The sequence below is a fragment of the Bradyrhizobium sp. HKCCYLRH1030 genome (assembly GCF_051168395.1).
Classification (GTDB): domain Bacteria; phylum Pseudomonadota; class Alphaproteobacteria; order Rhizobiales; family Xanthobacteraceae; genus Bradyrhizobium.
This window is the reverse complement of record NZ_JBNPUY010000001.1, coordinates 916,007-935,847: the sequence shown is the minus strand read 5'-3', so window position 1 is coordinate 935,847 and position 19,841 is coordinate 916,007. Positions and strand designations below refer to the sequence as shown.

Sequence of the window (19,841 nt, the reverse complement as noted above, 5' to 3'; positions counted from 1 at the left end):
GAAGCATCACGGCAGCGCCATTGCCTCCAGCTCGTGCCATCCGGCAGAGGCTTATCGGTTGGTTAAGACTAACGCGAGAATACCTCCGATGTCCTGGCAGGCGCCGACGGCGCTGCAAAGCCGGCTGCGATATGACTTGGGGCGCTGACTTTGCAGCATCGCGGACCGGACGCGGGCTGCGCGACAGAGGCAGGACAAGTCGGGCATGGATGCTGGAACGCAGAGGGCAACGGCTGACACCGCGCGCACGGCGTGGATCGATTTCGCGCGCGGCCTCGGCGTCATCCTGGTGGTGTACGGTCATGTGCTTGGCGGTCTGGTGCGCCCCGGCATCTTCCCGGATGGAGCCGTCGCGCGCTGGATGGACTACACGCTCTATACGTTCCACATGCCGCTGTTCTTCTTCCTGGCCGGCTTGAACGTGCAGCACAGCTTGCGGCGCGGCGCGCGTCCCTTCCTCACCTCCAAGCTCTGGACCATCGCTTACCCCTACGTGCTGTGGTCGCTGATCCAGGGCGGGATCACGATGCTGCTGGCGCGGGATGCCAACATCCCGATACATCCCGGCGATCTCACCGCGATCTGGTATCGTCCAATCGCGCAATTCTGGTTCCTCTACGCGCTGATGATCTGCCACGTGATCGCGGTGCTGGTCCCGTCGCGGACGGTCTTGATTACGCTCGCGCTGGCCGGGCTCGGCGTGTTCCTCGCGCTGCCGATCCGGCCGGACCTCGCGCTCACGCTGCATCATCTGCCGTTCTACGTTGCGGGCGTCTACGGTGTCAGCGTCGTGGCGGAATGGCGGCCGTTCGGCTGGTCCGCGTTGGCCGTGATCGGGATCGCGTTTGCGGCCGCAGTGGCGCTGGGCGGCCAGCTGTCCGGCATGGACGCCAACGGGCTCGCCTCCCTGCCGGCCTGTGTGCTCGGGATCGCCGGCACGGTCGGGCTCTGCAAGCTGCTCGCGCCAACGAGCCATCGCTGGCTGGCGGCCGCAGGCGTCGCGTCGATGACGATCTATGTGCTGCACATCCTTGCCGGCTCGGGCATGCGGATCATCATGCTGAAGCTGCACATCCCGCCATCGCCATGGGTCTATCTGCTGGCCGGAACGGCGGCCGGCGTGGTGCTTCCTCTGATCGCGCATGCCATCCTGCGGCGGCTCAATCTGCTGGCCGTCTTCGGGCTCGCACCGCCGGCCTCCCGCAAGCCCCAGACTGCGGCGATCACGCCGCGCGCTGCAACGTCCGATCAGGCGCCGGCCTGATGCTGCCGAGCGGCGACGGTGCGCCGTGCTCCGTCGGCCATCTGGTCGAGCGGACAGGCCATCGCGACGAGCATCCAGAACAGCGCCGAGACCTCGCCGGAGGAGATGCTGGTCAGCGGCAGCTGAATCAAGAGCGCACTGATGGCGAGCGCCCCGAGCACGGCGCCCTCGCGCGTCGGTATCCGCCACGCGGCGCCGGTGGCGGCGAGCCCAACCCAGACATAGGCCGCGAGGCAGATCAGTCCGACCGGAATGCCCATCGTCACCCAGCTTGCGATGATCTGCCCGTCGATCGGCATCGCGCCGGCGACGCCGACGTCGGTGATGGTGAAGCCCGATCCCAGGACCATGCTGTTCGGCGCATTCCACAGCGTGACGAACTCATCCAGCCGCTCGCTGCCGCTGCTGTCCTGCGACACGCTGCCGAGCGATTCCAGACGGGAGGTGATGACCTCCGCGAACGGCGTGAACATGACGGTGACGATCACCGCGCCGACCAATCCGACCGTGATCGATACGGCCCGACGCCGCGTCGCGGGGAACAACATGCAGAACAGCACGCCCACCGCGAGCGTGATCCAGCTGGTGCGGTAGAGCGACAGCAACAGGCCGAGCGCCGCGGGCGCCATCGCCGCCATTGCCGGCCATCCCGGGCGCAGGAAGCCCACCAGCAGCAGGCCGGTGGCCGTGAAGGTCGCGTAGCTGGCCGGGCCGTTCATCGTGCTGAACACGCGCACCATGTAGGGCAGCGGATAGCCGGCCGAGGTGATGCTGGCATTCACCATCCAGAACCGATCCCATCCTTGCGGATCGACATATTGCCAGATGCCGTAAAGGCCTGTGACCGGCAGCACCAGCAGGAACACGCGCGTGATTGCATCGAGCAGGGCGCCGTCGGATCGCGCCCGCTGCTGCAGGGCGATCGCATAGAGTACGGGCGCGGCCCATTTCATTCCGCCATTGGCGGCGTTGAACCAGTCGTTCTGGAAGATCGACAGCGCGCCGCCATAGACGATGCAGGCGAGGACGATGAAGGGCGCCACGAGCCAGGGATTGCCCGGCCTGTCCTTGTCCGCGGGCGAAAGCACCAGACTCGGAACTGGCGCGATGATGAACAGCAGCGGGCCGCTCAGCATGACGCCGGACGAATCGAATCCTGCGGAGATGTCGACCAGGCGGCGCACGAAAGGAGCAAAGGCGAACATCAGGATCGCCGACTGCACGTGGGCCGCGGGGCTGCGACGCCACGCGAACCAGCCGGCCACCGCGCAGCCGAGGATGAAGGCTGGTCTGACGATGCCGCCGAGTGCCGGGGCGGCAAGCGCCGTCGCTGCCAGGAGAAGCGCGGACGGCCAACAGTTCATCGCCATCGCCGCGAGCGGCTGCGGATCGATTCGGCTCTCTTTCATGAAGTCGGACTATAATGGAAATCCGGTCTCCTCAGGCATGTTCGAGGCTGGGAGGCAGATGCCCGGCGCCTGAGGCGGCCGTCAGCCGAGGCGACGAAAGAAGTGATCCGAGCATGATGCGACGCGCAATCGTGGCCACGCTTGTCGCAGCGTGGTTGGCCGTCTCGTTGACCGCGACGGCAGGAGCTGCGGAGGTGCTGCCGGCCCGCGACGTCTGCCAGCCGACCACCTCGGCCAAATCGCGCGACGGCAATTGCGTTCCCTGCGCCGTCGGACCCATCTCGACCGCCCCTGGGTTCCTGGCGTTGCTGGAGCAGGTGCGCACGCGGCGCGCCGCCTTTGCCGACATCGACCGTCGTATCGATGGCGCGAGCGGCGACCCGGAGGTGCAGAGCCTGCTGCAGGGACGCAACCTGGCCCGTGCACTGTACGGTTCTGACGCGGATTTCATCGCGGGCGGCAACGCCTCGCGCTGCCTCCTGCCGGACAACGAGGCCGTGCGTGCCAGGGCCACGTCGATTGCCTGCGACGCGATTCCGCGCGAGGGGCTGGTGGTGCTTCTGACCGCGGGCCAGTCGAACATCTCCAACACCGGCGCGCCCGATCAGAGTGGCCGGCTCTATCAGCCTCACAACCGGTTCTACAATTTCGACCGCTTCGACGGCCGCTGCTACGTGGCGCGCAATCCATTGCTGGGAACGCCGGGCGAGGGCGAGAACGTCGCCACCCGGTTGGGCGACGAATTGATCGATCGCGGGCTGGCGAAGACGGTCGTGATCGCACCCGTTGCGATCGGCGGGACTTATCTCGAGGAGTGGCGCGCCCGCGGCGGCAAGTATTTCGAGGTGCTGCTCGCAACCGTCGCCGGCCTGCGCGACGTAGGTCTCGAACCGAGCGCGGTGCTCTGGCATCAGGGCGAGTACAACGCCTTCGCGTTCTCCACCAATGGTGCGGAGGACGGCGCGTCCCTGCACGTCACTGCGAAAATGAAGGAAGCGGGACGACTGTCCTACTTGCGCAATTATCTTGAGATCGTTGCCGGCCTGCGGGCGGCCGACCTGACGGCGCCGATCTTCGTCGCCACGGCGACGCTCTGCGGCAGTGTTCCCGACGAGATCATCCGTTCAGCCCAGGCCGCCGTGCCGAACCCGGCACTCGGCGTTTATCCTGGCCCGGATACCGACCAGATCGGGCTCAAGCTGCGCCACGATGGCTGCCACATGAGCCATGCCGGCACCGAGTTGCACGCGCGGATGTGGGCCGATCGCCTGGCCGACTACTGGAAGTCCGGGGCGAGGCGGCCTTGAGCCGGAAGCGGGACGATCAGCCGAGCTTCTGATCCCGCGCATCATGCGTGGTCTCGCTCGCCGATTTCCTGGCGGCCTTCTCCGCGCCCTTCTCGGCGCCCTTGCGGCTCGCGATCGCGGCCACCTTGCGGCCTGAGATCTCGCTGCCGGCGTCATCCGGCATCTGCCAGAACAGGATCGACGACAGCGCCGACGTGATCGCGACGACGATGAAGGCGGGCGCGAAGGACGCCGCGGTGAGCTGGCTCGCGCCGTGCATCCACATCGTGGTCTCCACCGAGAACGCGCCGACCGCGACGCCGGCGGAGATCGCGAGCTGCTGGTTGACGCTGGTGAGCGTCGTGGCGCGGCTCATCTGGGCAGTCTCGACCTCGGCATAGGCGACGGTGTTGATCGCGGTGAACTGCAGCGAGCGGAAGAAGCCGCCGACCACGAGAATGATCAGGATCAGCAGCAGCGGGGTCGCCGGCGTGAACAGCGCGCAGGCGGCGAGGAAGACCGAACTGACGACGGCATTGACGGTCATCAGATGGCGGAAGCCGAAGGCGCGGATGAGGCGCGCGGCCAGCGCCTTCATGCCCATTGCGCCGGCGGAGGAGCCGAAGGTGACGAGGCCGGACTGGAACGGCGACAGCCCGAAGCCGAGCTGCATCAGCAGCGGCAGCAGGAAGGGCAGGGCGCCGATGCCCAGGCGAAACATGAAGCCGCCGACGATCGAGGCACGCAGGGTCGGCAGCCGCAGCAGCGAGAAATCGAGCACAGGAGAGTTGGTGCGCCAGGAGTGGCGGACGTAGAGCGTCATCGAGATCGCGCCGATCGCAACGAGACTCGCGACCACCGGCCACGGCAGCAGGTTGAGACCGGCGACCGAGAGACCGAAGGCGAGGCCGGCGAGGCCGATGCCGGCCAGCACCATGCCATAGAGATCGAACGGCTCGGGATTGTCGCTCTTGATCGGATCGATGAAGCGCAGCGCCATGATGATGCCGACGATGCCGATCGGGATGTTGATCAGGAAGATCCAGTGCCAGGAGAAATAGGTGGTGATGAAGCCGCCGACCGGCGGCCCGATGACCGGACCGATCAGCGCGGGGATGGTGACCCAGGCCATGGCGCCGACGAGGGCGCTCTTGTCGACGGAACGCAAGAGAACGAGACGCCCGACCGGCGTCATCATCGCCCCGCCCATGCCCTGCAGGATGCGCGCGAACACGAAGTTCTCGACGGAGTTGGCGAGCGCGCAGCCGATCGAGCCGATCATGAACACGGCGACCGCGCTCGAGAACACCCGTCGCGCGCCGAAGCGGTCGGCGGTCCAGCCGCTCGCCGGGATGAATACCGCCAGCGACAGCAGATAGGAGGTGATGGCGAGCTTGAGCGTCAGCGGGCTGGTGCCGATGTCCCTGGCGATCGCCGGCAGCGAGGTCGCGATGACCGTGGAGTCCATGTTCTCCATGAACAGGGCGGTGGCGACGATCAGCGGAATGACGCGTTGCTTGTTCATCGGAGGTCGGCAGCGGGAGGAGGAGGGCGGGCGCCGGGGCTTTAACACCCTGCGACGAACGAGGCCATTGCGCTGCTGGCATGGCCCCCTAGATGCAGCGTGACGCTGCCGCGTCCCGTTTTGTTGGAGATGTGCCGATGATCTACCTGCTCGCCGCTTTGGTGCCGCCGCTGGGTCTGCTGCTCAACGGGCAGCCGTTCGCGGCGATCTTCAACCTGCTGCTGTGTCTGGTGTGCCTGATCCTCGGCCTGTTCTTCCACGTGCTGCTGCTGGTGCCCTCGGCGCACGCTTTGGTCGCCGTGCACATGCGGCGGGAGGACCGGCGACACCGCGAGGTGGTCGAGGCCATCCGCCGCTACGGGCCACCGCCGGGCGCATGGCGCTAGGCGCGGAACTTCTGCTCCGGAATGGGGGTCTTCGCGACCTTTTGTTGCGCGTTTCGGACCTGATCGGGGCCGGTCTGGGCCGTTCTTCGCAATCGCGGGAGGACAGCGGATCGGCCCTTTGATTCGTCACAGGCCCATGCTATCGACCCGCGTCAACCCCACCGATGGGCACCGATTCGACGGCGAGGCATGGTCTCGACGGCGGCGTCGCTCATCCGTACCCGCATCGCGGCCGTTTTGGCCGCAGACAAGGAGTTGACGATGGCGACCGTCCAGACACTTCGCGAAGCCTTCACCTTCGACGACGTGCTCTTGAAGCCGGGCCTGTCCGATGTGCTGCCCTCCGAGGTCGACATCCGCTCGCGCGTGACGCGCGAGATCCCGCTCAACATTCCGATCATGGCCTCCGCCATGGATACCGTCACCGAGGCGCGCATGGCGATCGCCATGGCGCAGGCCGGCGGTATCGGCGTCATCCACCGCAATTTCGATCCCGAGGGCCAGGCCGCCCAGGTGCGCCAGGTCAAGAAGTTCGAGTCGGGCATGGTGGTGAACCCGCTGACCATCGCGCCGGACGCCACGCTCGCCGACGCGCTGGCGCTGATGAAGGATTACGGCTTCTCCGGCATCCCGGTGGTCACCGGCGGCGGCAAGGGCATCCCGGGCAAGCTGGTCGGCATCCTCACCAATCGCGACGTGCGCTTCGCCACCGATCCGCGCCAGAAGATCTCCGAGCTGATGACGCATGAGAACCTCGTCACCGTGCGCGAGGGCGTCGGCCAGGACGAGGCCAAGAAGATCCTGCACAAGCACCGCATCGAGAAGCTGCTGGTCGTCGACGACCAGTATCGCTGCGTCGGCCTGATCACCGTCAAGGACATGGAGAAGGCGGTCGCCCATCCGCTCGCCTGCAAGGACGGCCAGGGCCGGCTGCGCGTGGCCGCGGCGACGACGGTCGGCGAGGGCGGCTTCGAGCGCACCGAAAAGCTGATCGAGGCCGGCGTCGACCTCGTCGTGGTCGACACCGCGCATGGTCATTCCTCGCGCGTGCTCGAGGCGGTCAACCGCATCAAGCGCATCTCCAACGCGGTGCAGGTGATCGCCGGCAACATCGCCACCCGCGACGGCGCGCAGGCGCTGATCGATGCCGGCGCAGACGCGGTCAAGGTCGGCATCGGCCCGGGCTCGATCTGCACCACGCGCATTGTCGCCGGCGTCGGCGTGCCGCAGCTCACCGCGATCATGGATGCGGTCGAGGCCGCCAAGAAGGCCGACGTACCGGTGATCGCCGATGGCGGCATCAAGTTCTCCGGCGACCTCGCCAAGGCGCTCGCCGCCGGTGCCGATGTCGCCATGGTCGGTTCGCTGCTCGCCGGCACCGACGAGACCCCGGGCGAAGTGTTCCTGTGGCAGGGCCGCTCCTACAAGGCCTATCGCGGCATGGGCTCGGTCGGCGCGATGGCGCGCGGCTCGGCCGACCGCTACTTCCAGCAGGACATCAAGGACACCTTGAAGCTCGTGCCGGAGGGCATCGAGGGCCAGGTGCCGTACAAGGGCCCGGTCGGCAACGTCATGCACCAGCTCGCCGGCGGCCTCCGTGCAGCCATGGGCTATGTCGGCGCCAAGGATCTCGGCGAATTTCACTCCAAGGCCGAGTTCGTCCGCATCACCGGCGCGGGCCTGCGCGAGAGCCACGTCCACGATGTGACGATCACGCGCGAAAGCCCGAACTATCCGGGCGGGGCGTAAGCCGCACGCCCGCTCTTTCCGTCATTGCGAGCGAAGCGAAGCAATCCAGGGCGGCGCGTGAAGCCCTGGATTGCTTCGTCGCTTCGCTCCTCGCAATGACGGTGCCCGTGGGGCTAGCATCGAACGTCACAACCAACAAAAGAGGAAACACCATGTCCCAAGCCAAGCGCATCGTTCTCGCCGCCCGTCCCGTCGGCGAGCCCAAGCCCACTGATTTCCGCCTCGAGGATTACGCCGTGCCGACGCCCGGCGCCGGCGAGGTGCTGCTGCGCACGATCTGGCTGTCGCTCGATCCGTACATGCGCGGGCGCATGAGCGACGGGCCGTCCTATGCCCAGCCGGTGCCGGTCGGCGGCGTCATGGAAGCGGGGACCGTCTGCGAAGTCGTGGCCTCCAACAATCCCGGCTTCAAGGCCGGCGATATCGTGCTGGCGCGCGCCGGCTGGCAGACGCACGCGATCTCCGACGGCAAGGGCCTCGCCAAGGTCGACCCGAAGCTGGCGCCGATCTCGACCGCGGTCGGCGTGCTCGGCATGCCCGGTATGACCGCCTACACCGGCCTGCTCGACATCGGCCAGCCCAAGCCGGGCGAGACGGTGGTGGTCGCCGCGGCCTCCGGCGCGGTCGGCTCGGCGGTGGGGCAGATCGCGAAAATCAAAGGCGCCCGCGCCATCGGCATCGCCGGCGGCAAGGACAAATGCGACTATGTGAAGAACGAGTTCGGCTTCGACGACTGCCTCGATCACCGCGATCCCGATCTCGCCGCGAAGCTGAAAGAGGCCTGCCCGAAGGGCATCGACGTCTATTTCGAGAATGTCGGCGGCCCGGTGTTCGAGGCGGTGTTCCCGCTGTTCAACGCCTTCGCCCGCATGCCGGTCTGCGGCCTGATCGCGCATTACAACGACACCCAGTCGGTGGCGCCGAAATGGGCCGGCGCGCTGATGCGCAATGTGCTGACCAAGCGGCTGACCATCCGCGGCTTCATCGTCAGCGATTTCGCCTCCCGCCATGGCGACTTCCTCAAGGACATGTCGGCCTGGGTCCGCGACGGCAAGGTCAAGTACAAGGAGTTCGTCACCGAGGGCCTGGAGAACGCGCCGTCCGCGTTCATGGGCCTGCTCAAGGGCGCCAATTTCGGCAAGCAGCTGGTGCGGGTCGGACCCGACAAGGCCTGAGCACACCTGATGTAATTCTTAAGCCTGTCTGGAAAAAAGCGGGAACCACGGGCGCTTATCGGGAGTCCTGAGGGAACCGGTTCATCCACGAGGGCCCGGCATCATGCCGGGCCTTCGACTTTCCCAAGGGGGATTTCCATGTCGCTGACCATGGTACTGCTGCCCGTCTTCGTGCAGGTCGGGCTCACCTTCGCGCTGCTGTTCTGGAACAGGACACGGGCACAAACCGCTGACGTCGCCGACGAATTCGGCCTGCCGACCCTGTTCTACGCGCTGATCGCGATTGCGCTGCCGCTGCGGCATGCCGATCTGGTCATCGTGCTGCTGTCCTGGGTGTTCGTGGTGACCCGCTTCGTCGATGCCGGCCTCGTCAGCGGCGCCAAGGACAGCCGCCAGCGCGGCCTCGCCTGGACCGCCTCGGCGCTGGTGCTGCTGGCGATGTGGCTGTATTTCGCCCTCAAGATCCTTCTCCTGATCTAGAACTGGACCTCCTGAATGACCCCCGCCGCCCGGCTGTCCGCCGCCATCGACATCATCGAGACCATCGAGGCCCAGAGGGCGCCGGCGGCCAAGGCCTTGAAGGACTGGGGCACCAGCCACCGCTTCGCCGGCTCCGGCGACCGGGCCGCCATCGCCGGCCTGGTCTGGGACGTGCTCCGCCGCCGCGCCTCCAGCGCCTATGTCATGGAGGACGACACGGCGCGGGCGCGGGTGCTCGGCATGCTCAAGCTCGAGCGCGGCCTCGATGTGCCGACCATCGCGGCGATGTGCGACGGCAGCCGCTTCGCGCCGCCGCCCTTGACCGCGCAGGAGGAGACGGCGCTGGCCTCGCGCACGACCGAGGGCGCGCCGCCGCCGGTCGCCGGCGACTATCCCGACTGGCTCGACCCTTATCTCACTGCGGTGTTCGGCGACGACCGCGTCGCCGAGGCCATGGCGATGGCCAGCCGCGCGCCGCTCGACCTCCGCGTCAACACGCTCAAGGCCAAGCGCGAGAAGGTGCAGGCCTCGCTGAAGCATCTTGGTGCGGTGCCGACGCCGTGGTCGCCGATCGGCCTGCGCATCACGCTCGGTGCCGACGCCCGCAATCCCGGAATCCATGCCGAGGAGGATTTCATCAAGGGCGGCATCGAGGTCCAGGACGAGGGCTCGCAGCTCGCGGCGCTGTTCACGGCCGCCAAGCCCGGCGAGCAGGTCATCGACCTCTGCGCCGGCGCCGGCGGCAAGACGCTGGCCCTGGCGGCGATGATGGGCGGCAAGGGCCGGCTGATCGCCACCGACCACGACAAGCGCCAGCTGGCGCCCATCCACGAGCGGCTGTCGCGCGCCGGCGTGCACAACGCCGATGTGCGCAGCCCGAAGGGTGACGCCGATCCGCTCGCCGACATCAAGGCCTCGGCCGATCTCGTCGTCATCGACGCCCCCTGCACGGGCACCGGCACCTGGCGCCGCAACCCCGACGCCAAATGGCGCATGCGCCCCGGCGCGCTGGAGATCCGGCTGAAGGACCAGGCCGAGGTGCTCGACCGCGCCGCCTCCCTGGTCAAGCCCGGCGGCCGCATCGCCTACATCACCTGCTCGGTGCTGCAGCCGGAGAATGGCGACCAGGTCCGCGCCTTCGTGGATCGGCACCCGGAGTTCGCCATCCAGCCCCCAGACCAGACCGCCACCGTCCTCTGGGACAAGGCCGAGGCCTTCGCCGAGGCCGCGCTGAAGTCGGAGGAGGGCTGGCTGATGACCCCGCGCCGGACGGGTACGGACGGGTTCTTCGTGTCGGTATTGAAGAAGCAGGCCTAAACTCCACCCACCGCCGTCATTGCGAGCGCAGCGAAGCAATCCAGGGTTGCGCGCGAGACTCTGGATTGCTTCGCTGCGCTCGCAATGACGGAGGAGGCAGCCGCGGCATCCTCCACCGTCGTCCTCTGCGAAAGCGGGGGACCCAGTAATCCACCCGCCGGTCGTGGCCGACCGAGACGCCGCGGCGTACTGGATACCCCGCCTTCGCGGGGCATGACGGCGTTGCCACAAGCACGCTGTCATTCCGGGACGCGCCCCTTGGCGCGGGCCCGGAATCCATACTCCCGGTCGTGGTTATGGATTCCGGGCTCGCGCTCCGCGCGCCCCGGAATGACGGGGAGGAAAGGGCGTCAACCCCGGCGAAGGGTTGCGGGACTCGTGCTCTCGGCGTAATTCCTTGCCATGACAGCCCAGCCCAACACCCCCGCCAGCGCCGCCACTGACACCTCCGTGGCCGCGCTCCACGACAAGATCCTGATCGTCGATTTCGGCAGCCAGGTCACGCAGCTGATCGCGCGCCGGGTGCGCGAGGACGGCGTGTATTGCGAGATCGTGCCGTTCCAGAAGGCGGAGGCCGCCTTCCGGCAGATGCAGCCCAAAGCCGTGATCCTCTCCGGCGGCCCCGAATCCGTCCACGAGGCCGGCTCCCCGCGCGCCCCGCAGCTGATCTTCGATAGCGGCGTCCCCGTGATGGGCATCTGCTACGGCCAGATGACGATGGCCGCCCAGCTCGGCGGCACCGTCGAGGGCGGCCACCACCGCGAGTTCGGCCGCGCCGACGTCGAGGTCAAGACATCGAGCCGCCTGTTCGACGGCGTCTGGCAGACCGGCGAGCAGCACCAGGTGTGGATGAGCCATGGCGACCGCATCACGCAGATGCCGCCCGGCTTCTCCGTCGCCGGCGTCTCGCCGAACGCTCCTTTCGCCGTGATCCAGGACGAGCAGCGCAAATATTACGGCCTGATGTTCCACCCCGAGGTGGTGCACACGCCCGACGGCGCCAAGCTGATCCGCAACTTCGTCCGCAACATCGCCGGTCTCGGCGGCGACTGGACCATGCACGCCTTCCGCGCCGAGGAGATCAAGAAGATCCGCGCGCAGGTGGGGAAAGGCAAGGTGATCTGCGGCCTCTCCGGCGGCGTTGATTCCGCTGTCGCCGCGGTGCTGATCCACGAGGCGATCGGCGACCAGCTCACCTGCGTGTTCGTCGATCACGGCCTGCTCAGGCTCAACGAGGCCGAGACCGTCGTCGACCTGTTCCGGCACCACTACAACATCCCGCTGGTGCATGTGGACGCCTCAAAGCTCTTCCTCGGCGAGCTCGCGGGGGTCACCGACCCGGAAGCGAAGCGCAAGACGATCGGACGCCTCTTCATCGACGTGTTCGAGGCCGAAGCCAAGAAGATCGGCGGCGCCGATTTCCTGGCGCAGGGCACGCTCTATCCCGACGTGATCGAGAGCGTCTCCTTCACCGGCGGCCCGTCGGTGACGATCAAGTCGCACCACAATGTCGGCGGCCTCCCGGCGCGCATGAACATGAAGCTGGTCGAGCCGTTGCGCGAGCTGTTCAAGGACGAGGTCCGCGTGCTCGGCCGCGAGCTCGGCCTTCCCGACGTGTTCGTCGGCCGCCACCCGTTCCCGGGCCCCGGCCTCGCCATCCGCTGCCCCGGCGAGATCACGGTCGACAAGCTCGACATCCTGCGCAAGGCCGACGCCATCTACATCGACGAGATCCGCAAGGCCGGCCTCTACGACACCATCTGGCAGGCCTTCGCCGTGCTGCTCCCCGTCAAGACCGTCGGCGTCATGGGCGATGGCCGCACCTACGACTACGTCGTCGGCCTGCGCGCCGTCACCTCCACCGACGGCATGACCGCAGACTTCTATCCGTTCGACATGAAGTTCCTGGGCAACACGGCGACGCGCATCATCAACGAGGTGAAGGGCGTGAACCGGGTGGTGTACGATGTGACGAGCAAGCCGCCTGGGACGATTGAGTGGGAGTAGGGTAGGCCGTCATGAGCGGGATATCGCGACGCCATCTGTTGGCCATCCTCAGTGGCGCCGTTATCCCGGCCCCGGCCTTCGCCGGCCGCGTGTTCGCCCCGGCCGAGCATTTCTTCTCGGTCGAATTTCCGACGCCGCCGGAGGAAAAGTCGAGCGGCCTGCTTGGACTTTCGTCGACGACGTTTCTCGCCAAGGACGGCAACAAGGCCTTCGCCGTTTTCCATGCGTCCTGGCCGATCCAAGGCAAGCCGGCCGTGATGATGCAGTCCATGCTCGACGGACTGGTGGAGCGCGTATCGGGCGAATTCCTCTCGATCGACAAGACCGAGTTCAAGTCGGCGAGCGGCGCCATGCTCCCCGCCAAGCGCTTCACCTTCAGCAGCGACAAGGTCTGGGGAGGCGGCCTGACGACGGTCTCCGGACCGCACACCTTCCTCGTGCAGGTCATGAAACGCAAACCGCTGGAGGGCTGGGATGCGGCAGACCGGAAGTTCATGGCGTCGTTCAAGGTGCTGATCTGACGGCGCTGCGGGGCGGGTGTTTAATTTTGTGCACTGTCACCGTAATGCGAATTGTCCTGCGGGCGACATGCTGCGCGGCGCTCATACCGTATCTCCAGTGTTTTGATATTTGGAGATAGAAGACGAAAGATCTTCGATTTGAAGCCCCAGCGTGAATGCATGCGGAGATATCGGGCTATAGCGTACAAATCAGATAGCTTCTCATGGCAGTTATTCAGTGGCTACGGGTCGTGCGGGCACGTTTTGGCGGCGCGGCGAGTGTATGCAGCGTGCCGCGGATTTCTTCCAATGATGTAGCCGTCGTCGCCAAATTTGCGCGCCAGAGATCAAGCAGGTTCTTTGTGCGGGGCGGCTTGACGCTCGGCTGGACCGAAGAGGCGATGAGCGCCAAACGTTCTGCGTTGTCCCTCAAGCGGTCGATGGTTTCAGAAATTAGGGACTTGGCTTCGGCTGCCGGTAGGCATCCGACGAACGCGATGCCCGCGCTCAACTCGATGAGGTCAAAGCTGGCCAAGGCCTGTCGCAACTGGTCGTGAAACTCGACTTCTCCGGCCTCGTTTATCGCGAAGGTCAGCTTTCCTGGGCCTCGGTTGCCCGGTTCGGGAGCGCCGCTTTCTAGCAGGCCCTCTTTTGTGAGCTGCTGCAGCGCGTGATAGATGGAGCCTGAATGCAGCTGGCTCCACGTTTGCACCTGCCATTCCTCCAACGTCTGCCGAATGGCGTAGCCGTGGCAACGCCCGAGTTCCCGGATCACTCCCAGCACCAGCAGTCTAACTACATTCATCATAAGCACCTTTCGCCTCCAGACTAGACAAATTTGACTTCCCGCGCTAGATAGGTAGCCAAACTTGGCTACCTGAGGAGATCGTTGTGGAAATTGCGCTCAAAGACATTTGCGACTGGATTCAAACGGAATTCGAAGACGTCGAGGTTCATGACACCACGCCTGACCTGTATTTCCTTGCGGACGGCAACACAAAATTCCCTTTCGCGACTATCGTGACCCGTGACGAAGATCACGATAGTTCCTCGCAACTGAACCGCGAGGGCAGATACCGCCTGAATTTTGCGACCGACAAGGAGACCTTTCAAAGTCTCTTTCCGGAAATCAGAGGTAAGGCTGATCTCCAAAAAGCGAGCTTTGACTATCAGGCGTCAGACACGTTCTTCCCTCATCCGGTTTATGGCGCGATGCGCTGGGTGAGCGTGATAAACCCAAACTCTGTGTGGCCGAAGTGCAAGACGCTATTGGCCCGAGCACGCAAAATTCGAGAGCTTCGGCCGAATAGCTGGTGACTGCAGCGCAGTGGTTCGGAGAGGGGCAATGGCGACGAGCAGCTCATCTTCAGGCAAAGCATCGAGTCTGCCGCATCAAGGACAATTCTGGTCCAGTGATAATGCCAAAAACTGGCACTGTTGAATGGGGCAGGCCTGACCTAAATCGCTCGTGAACCGCCTCCTGACACAAGGGCAAGCCATCATGAGCAAGGACAGCGCTCACCCGAACTCCGCAACGACCGCTGAAGCGCCCGTCTACAAGAGTTGGACATGCGTGCTCTGCGGACTCGTCTACAATGAACGCGACGGATGGCCCGACGACGGCATTCCACCCGGCACGCGTTGGCAGGACGTGTCCGAGGATTGGATCTGCCCCGACTGTGGTGCAGGCAAGAGCGACTTCGCGATGGTCGAGGTCTGAACAAATCCTGACAATGGCTGCGTGAGCGTCAACGGTGACGTGGCGTTCTCTTCCTGCCGAAGGAGTTGCAATGTACGTTCCCTCGCACTTCGACGAAGCCCGTCCTGAGATGCTCTATGATCTGATCGAAAAGAATCCGCTTGGCATTTTGATCACGCACGGCAAGAGCGGCTTGAACGCCAATCATATTCCGTTCGAGCTGAACAGAGCGCAGGGGCAGTGGGGAACGTTGCACTGCCACGTGGCGCGCGCGAACCCGGTGTGGCGGGATCTGGACACTGGCGCTGAGGTACTCGTGGTGTTCCGGGCGTCTGACGCCTATATCTCTCCTCAATGGTACCCGAGCAAGCAGGATTTCCATAAGCAGGTGCCGAGCTGGAACTATCTCGTCGCGCATGCGTACGGGCGCGTGACCATTCACGACGACGAACGTTACGTGCGCGGCAATGTCGCCCGTTTGACACGGAAGCATGAAGCGTCTCAACCGGTCCCATGGAAGATGACTGACGGTCCGAAGGACTATATCGACACGATGCTCAAGGCGATCGTCGGGCTGGAGATCGCAATCACGAACCTGGTCGGAAAATCCAAGCTGAGCCAGAACAAGGAGGTGCGAGACATACGCTCCGCAGGCGAGGCCTTGAAAGAACGAGGCGAGCATGTCATCGGAGACGCCATGCTGGCGGCCGCAGCCGTCAAGGCAAGCCAGGAGTAGAGACGCGGCAATCAGGTGATAAGAGCAACGCGCGAGCGATCCAGCTTTCGTATTTGTCAGCGTCCCCACGCGGTGCGAGGAGACGTCCGGCGCGCCGGTGTGAGCATGAGCGACTGTCTCCCTATCTGACCGCCTTCAGCGGCGCGGGCTTGGATGAGCGAGCCGTCCCCTTGGCTGCAACGCATGCATCGAGGACGCCTCTGAGGCGGACGACGGCGGACTGTAGCTCGGCAATCGAAAAGCCGCCGAACCCGAGCATGAGTCCGCCACGAGGCGGGGTCGCATGGTACATGGGCGAGATCGGTCGCACCACCAGCCCCGCTTTGTGCGCCTGCTCCGCGATCGTGACATCGTCGAGGCCGGGCGGAAGCCAGAGTAACAGGTGCATGCCCTGGTCGCTCGGCTGCAGCGTTGCCCAGGACGGTAGGTCCTTGACAAGGGCGGAGATCAGGGCGGCGCGTCGTTCTGCGTAAGCGCCGCGAATGCGCCGGATGTGGGCTTCGAAATGGCCTTCGCGCATGTACTGCGCGAGGACGTGCTGGTCGACCGCCGGCGAATGGCGATCGATGAGGGCGCGCGCACCAGCGAACGCGTCGACCAGGGGAGGGGGAACGATCGCATATCCGATCCTCATCGAGGAGAACAAGACCTTACTCATCGTCCCAAGGTACACGACGCGCGCGGGATCAAGTCCCTGCAACGATGGAAATGGATGTCCGGCGTAGCGAAGTTCGCTGTCGTAGTCGTCTTCGACGATCCAGGCATTGTTCTGCCGCGCCCACGACAGCAACGCGGTGCGTCTCACCATGCTCATGGGCATGCCCAACGGATACTGATGCGAAGGCGTGACGAAAGCGACCCGGGCGTTCGGGCACTGGACGAGACCGTCTTGGACGTCGATGCCCTGATCATCCACGGGAATCCGAAACGTCCGGACATTGAAGTTTTCGAGCACGGCGATGATGCCGGGGTAGGCCGGGTCTTCGGCCCACACGGCATCGCCGTCAGAGAGAAGGACGGTCGCCGATATGAAAAGCCCCTGTTGCGTGCCCGCCGTAACGATGACCTGATCGGGCTCGCATTTCACGCCCCGAGCCTTCCGTACATATTCGGCAATTGCGATCCGCAAAGCGGGTAATCCTTTCGGATCAATGTAGCCCGACGGGGCGGCTGCCCGCAGAGCCCGGACGCGATTGCCAAGCCGTCGCCATTGGTCGCCGGGGGCAACTGCACCCGCGGGATGAGCGATCGCAAACGGCGCCGGGTCTTGAGGCCGGAGAGTCCGCGCGACCTCAGCAAGACGGGCGACTTTCTCCGGCAACAGAGGACTGGGGTCTGCGCGTTCGATCAACGCCGGAGCGCGGGTCATCAAATCGGTGTCGGCATTGACGTTCGCGACGATCGTGCTGCCTCTGGCTCGGGCCTCGAGGTAGCCTTCTGCATGGAGCTGATGAAACGCCTCGATGACGGTTCCTCTCGCGAGCTGCAATGAATTGGCAAGGGCGCGAGTGGATGGCAGTCGCTCGCCAGGCTTCAGGATCCCCTTCGATATCGCCTCGCGAAGCGCTTGAGTCAGTTGGTATCCAACGCGGCCGGCAGTCCGGTCGAGCGAGCCCAGCGAGGGAATTGCGATGATGGTTCGGCGTCGTGCCATCGGTTCTCTGGTCCAACTGTTCTCCCGAATCTTGAACCAAACAATAGATCAGTTCCAGACGCCGGTGTCGGATTCGCTCCAATTGCGAGGGTTTGCGAAGGTTTGAACTGAGAAAGAACCCGATCAGGGTATCGGGCTACGAATTCGCATACCGGAACCTGCCGCTGGTAGCGGGTCGAAGAGGCGCTGGACATGCGGAGATGGAGCGCGACGCCGAAGCCCTGCCTGGGCTGACCAGCAACGCTGGCTATGCAGCCATCTTCGCCAATTGGCTAAGTCGCTGCCAACTTCCTTGCCGTGCTCCAAAGACTCTCAGCGGCATGGATCATCCGCGCCCGCGCACGGATGAGGCATATGCTGATCTTGATGTCCCAGTCCTTCGGGCCGGCTCTCACCAATCGGCCGCTCTGGAGATCGAGCTCGACCAGGCTGCGTGGAGCCCAGGTGATCCCGCGGCCTTCTCGGGCCATGTTGATGAGCAGCATCACCGGTGCCGAGAAGCTGGGGAGCAGCATGGCGCTCGGCTGCTTCGTCGCGAGGAAGGCGGTCACGATGCGGCCCACGCCGGAACCCGGATGATAGGCGAGATAGGGCAGCGGCTTGTCCGCAGAGCCAGGCAGCGCAAACCGCGGCATCGATTGCCGCCGGCGACCGCTGCGCGTGACGGCCTTGTAACCGGTCGCGCTGATCGGGACCAGGACGTCGTCGGCGAGATCGATGCGCTGAAAGCGATCGTTATTCAGACGGCTGGCGAGCGATGGATGGTAATGCGCCAGCATGAAATGCGCATGGGCCTCGAGCAGGAGCTTCTCACACCCGGCGAAGTTCGACGCCACGAGCTGAACGGCGGATCCGGATCGCGCGCGGTCGACCCGGCGGATCCAGTCCGGAAAGAACGTCTGCGACAGCGCGTGGGTGGCGACGAATTGAACGGTCTCGGCCTTGAGGCGCGCCGCTTCCAGGGCCTCCTCGCGGCCGTTTGACAGCCTGCGAATGACGTCCTCCGCCACCGGGCGAAAACTCTCCCCCGCCGGCGTCAGCTTCACGACATGGGTGCTGCGCTCGAACAGAGGCGCTCCAAGCCACGCTTCCAGCGACTTGATCCGCCGGCTCAAGGCCGGCTGCGTCACGTGCCGGCGCAGCGCTGCGCGGGAGAAGCCGCCGTCCTCCGCGATAGCGAGGAAATCCTCGATCCAGCTCAGGTCCATGATGCCAGCTTGTTATTGAATTATTCCAATACGGCATTAGCACCGCGGCACCGGCTGGTCCAATGTCAGGCCAAAAGAAGGGCCGCGGAGACGCTGTTTGCAGCGCCGAAGAGCACGAGGCGGGAGGACACGGAATTGACGATCACAACGACTCCTTTGTCCGAAGCGCTCCCGACGCAGGCTGCTGCGCCCCGTGCCGGCTCGCTTTGGCGGGAGCCTTATGTCCTGATCGTGGCGGGCGCCGTGCTGGGCGCACTCGTCGGCGCGCTGTTTCCGGCTGCAGCGCTCGAATTCAAGCCGCTCGCCGACGGCTTCATCTCGCTCATCAAGGTCACGATTGCGCCGCTGGTGTTCCTGGTCGTGGTGACCGGCATCGCGCAGGTCGGCGACATGAAGGCGGTCGGGCGCATCGGACTCAAGGCCTTCCTGTATTTCGAAATCGTCACGACGCTCTGCCTGCTGTTCAGCTTCATCGTGGTGCGATGGGTCCAGCCCGGCGCGGGTGTGGCGCACGCCACCCCGCAACAGGCCGAAGCCGTGGCCCGGTATGCGCAGACCCATGTCGGCTCGTTGTCGGCCTATATCCAGCACATGATCCCCGAAAGCTTCTTCGGCGCCTTTGCCAGCGGCGACGTGCTTCAGGTTCTCGTGCTCGCGCTGCTGTGCGGCATTGGCCTCCTGATGCTCGGCGAAAAGGCGCTGCCGTTGCGCTTGGGCATGGAGCGGTTGACCGAGCTCGTGTTCAGCGTGGTCCATGTCGTCGTCATGCTGGCGCCGATCGGGGCCTTCGGCGCCATGGCTTTCACGGTCGGCAAGTTCGGCGCCGCCACATTGTACGCCCTCGCGCTCCTGGTCGGGACGGCCTGGGCGATGATGGCGTTCTTCATCTTCGTCGTCCTGGGAATGATCTGCCGTCTGGTCGGCATCCGGCTGATGGACCTGCTCCGGCTGTTGCGCCCCGAGCTTCTCGTCGTGCTCGGAACGTCGTCGTCGGAGACGGCGATTCCCGGAATGATGGAGAAGCTGCCAAGGGCGGGGGTGGGACGCGCCGTGACCGGTCTCGTCATTCCGTCCGGCTACTCCTTCAATCTCGACGGCGTGGCGCTGACATTGCCGCTGAGCACGATCTTCGTGGCGCAGGTCTACGGCATCGAGCTGAGCACGGCACAGCAGTTGAGCCTGTTTGTCGTGATGCTGTTCACCAGCAAGGGCGCAGCCGGTGTCACGGGCGGAGCGTTCGCCGCGCTGGCGGCGACCGTCCTTGCGGCCGGGCTGCCTGTCGAAGGCCTCGCGCTATTGCTCGGAATCGACCGCTTCATGTCGCTGGCGCGCGCCATCACCAACACCATCGGCAACGCAGTGGCCGCGATCGTGGTCGCGAAATGGGATGGTGAATTCGACCGCGACGATTGGGGGCGGGTCGTCCAGATGAAAGCAGCGAAGTAG

At 65.2% G+C, this 19,841-nt stretch carries 18 protein-coding genes; 13 read left to right on the top strand and 5 right to left on the bottom strand.

Features of this window, described 5'->3' with window-relative positions; genetic code table 11:
* Nucleotides 1–205: 205 nt before the first annotated feature.
* Entirely contained in the window at nucleotides 206–1,264 is a 1,059-nt protein-coding gene (locus tag ACQR1E_RS04285; RefSeq protein WP_434896722.1) for an acyltransferase family protein, read from the top strand.
* Here the strand turns inward: ACQR1E_RS04285 and ACQR1E_RS04280 are convergent.
* Complete coding sequence (locus ACQR1E_RS04280) at nucleotides 1,249–2,673, bottom strand: O-antigen ligase domain-containing protein (protein ID WP_434896721.1); 1,425 nt, start codon at nucleotides 2,671–2,673, stop codon at nucleotides 1,249–1,251. The two genes, ACQR1E_RS04285 and ACQR1E_RS04280, sit on opposite strands and share 16 nt — an antisense overlap.
* Before the next feature lie 113 nt (nucleotides 2,674–2,786).
* Here ACQR1E_RS04280 and ACQR1E_RS04275 point away from each other — a divergent pair, with 113 nt between their 5' ends.
* Nucleotides 2,787–3,980 (top strand): sialate O-acetylesterase, encoded by a 1,194-nt coding sequence (locus tag ACQR1E_RS04275; protein ID WP_316202145.1) that lies wholly within the window; start codon nucleotides 2,787–2,789, stop codon nucleotides 3,978–3,980.
* A gap of 16 nt (nucleotides 3,981–3,996) precedes the next feature.
* Here ACQR1E_RS04275 and ACQR1E_RS04270 read toward each other — a convergent pair whose 3' ends face one another.
* Complete coding sequence (locus tag ACQR1E_RS04270; RefSeq protein ID WP_315749788.1) at nucleotides 3,997–5,484, bottom strand: MDR family MFS transporter; 1,488 nt, start codon at nucleotides 5,482–5,484, stop codon at nucleotides 3,997–3,999.
* A 137-nt stretch (nucleotides 5,485–5,621) separates the two neighbouring features.
* On the opposite strand from ACQR1E_RS04270, the gene ACQR1E_RS04265 reads away from it, so the two are divergent.
* From ACQR1E_RS04265 to ACQR1E_RS04235, 7 genes are all read left to right on the top strand, one after another.
* A complete protein-coding gene (locus ACQR1E_RS04265) occupies nucleotides 5,622–5,870 on the top strand; it encodes a hypothetical protein (protein ID WP_434896720.1) in 249 nt (82 codons plus the stop codon).
* Nucleotides 5,871–6,131: 261 nt separating this feature from the next.
* Nucleotides 6,132–7,619: an IMP dehydrogenase gene (gene guaB, locus ACQR1E_RS04260; RefSeq protein WP_315827414.1), complete on the top strand. Its 1,488-nt coding sequence runs from the start codon at nucleotides 6,132–6,134 to the stop codon at nucleotides 7,617–7,619.
* A 152-nt stretch (nucleotides 7,620–7,771) separates the two neighbouring features.
* Nucleotides 7,772–8,794 (top strand): NADP-dependent oxidoreductase, encoded by a 1,023-nt coding sequence (locus ACQR1E_RS04255; protein WP_434896719.1) that lies wholly within the window; start codon nucleotides 7,772–7,774, stop codon nucleotides 8,792–8,794.
* 138 nt (nucleotides 8,795–8,932) lie between these two features.
* Entirely contained in the window at nucleotides 8,933–9,274 is a 342-nt protein-coding gene (locus tag ACQR1E_RS04250; RefSeq protein WP_316192687.1) for an MAPEG family protein, read from the top strand.
* A gap of 15 nt (nucleotides 9,275–9,289) precedes the next feature.
* Complete coding sequence (locus tag ACQR1E_RS04245; protein ID WP_434896718.1) at nucleotides 9,290–10,591, top strand: RsmB/NOP family class I SAM-dependent RNA methyltransferase; 1,302 nt, start codon at nucleotides 9,290–9,292, stop codon at nucleotides 10,589–10,591.
* Between the two features lie 402 nt (nucleotides 10,592–10,993).
* Entirely contained in the window at nucleotides 10,994–12,598 is a 1,605-nt protein-coding gene (gene guaA / locus ACQR1E_RS04240) for a glutamine-hydrolyzing GMP synthase (RefSeq protein WP_434896717.1), read from the top strand.
* A gap of 38 nt (nucleotides 12,599–12,636) precedes the next feature.
* Entirely contained in the window at nucleotides 12,637–13,119 is a 483-nt protein-coding gene (locus tag ACQR1E_RS04235) for a hypothetical protein (protein WP_434844404.1), read from the top strand.
* Nucleotides 13,120–13,333: 214 nt separating this feature from the next.
* On the opposite strand, the gene ACQR1E_RS04230 is transcribed toward ACQR1E_RS04235, so the two are convergent.
* Entirely contained in the window at nucleotides 13,334–13,906 is a 573-nt protein-coding gene (locus ACQR1E_RS04230) for a PadR family transcriptional regulator (RefSeq protein WP_434888683.1), read from the bottom strand.
* An 83-nt stretch (nucleotides 13,907–13,989) separates the two neighbouring features.
* Between ACQR1E_RS04230 and ACQR1E_RS04225 the strand changes: the two genes are divergently transcribed.
* The 3 genes from ACQR1E_RS04225 (at nucleotide 13,990) to ACQR1E_RS04215 (ending at nucleotide 15,533) form a co-directional block, all read left to right on the top strand.
* Nucleotides 13,990–14,415, top strand: a complete 426-nt coding sequence (locus ACQR1E_RS04225; RefSeq protein WP_434896716.1) for a DUF6194 family protein — start codon at nucleotides 13,990–13,992, stop codon at nucleotides 14,413–14,415.
* A gap of 184 nt (nucleotides 14,416–14,599) precedes the next feature.
* Nucleotides 14,600–14,818, top strand: a complete 219-nt coding sequence (locus tag ACQR1E_RS04220) for a rubredoxin (protein ID WP_434896715.1) — start codon at nucleotides 14,600–14,602, stop codon at nucleotides 14,816–14,818.
* A 70-nt stretch (nucleotides 14,819–14,888) separates the two neighbouring features.
* Entirely contained in the window at nucleotides 14,889–15,533 is a 645-nt protein-coding gene (locus ACQR1E_RS04215) for an FMN-binding negative transcriptional regulator (RefSeq protein ID WP_434896714.1), read from the top strand.
* A gap of 121 nt (nucleotides 15,534–15,654) precedes the next feature.
* Here ACQR1E_RS04215 and ACQR1E_RS04210 read toward each other — a convergent pair whose 3' ends face one another.
* Entirely contained in the window at nucleotides 15,655–17,187 is a 1,533-nt protein-coding gene (locus tag ACQR1E_RS04210) for a PLP-dependent aminotransferase family protein (protein ID WP_434896713.1), read from the bottom strand.
* A 272-nt stretch (nucleotides 17,188–17,459) separates the two neighbouring features.
* A complete protein-coding gene (locus ACQR1E_RS04205; RefSeq protein WP_315749806.1) occupies nucleotides 17,460–18,395 on the bottom strand; it encodes a LysR family transcriptional regulator in 936 nt (311 codons plus the stop codon).
* 135 nt (nucleotides 18,396–18,530) lie between these two features.
* Here ACQR1E_RS04205 and ACQR1E_RS04200 point away from each other — a divergent pair, with 135 nt between their 5' ends.
* The gene (locus ACQR1E_RS04200) at nucleotides 18,531–19,841 is read left to right on the top strand and encodes a cation:dicarboxylate symporter family transporter (protein WP_434896712.1); all 1,311 of its coding nucleotides are present in this window, start codon (nucleotides 18,531–18,533) and stop codon (nucleotides 19,839–19,841) included.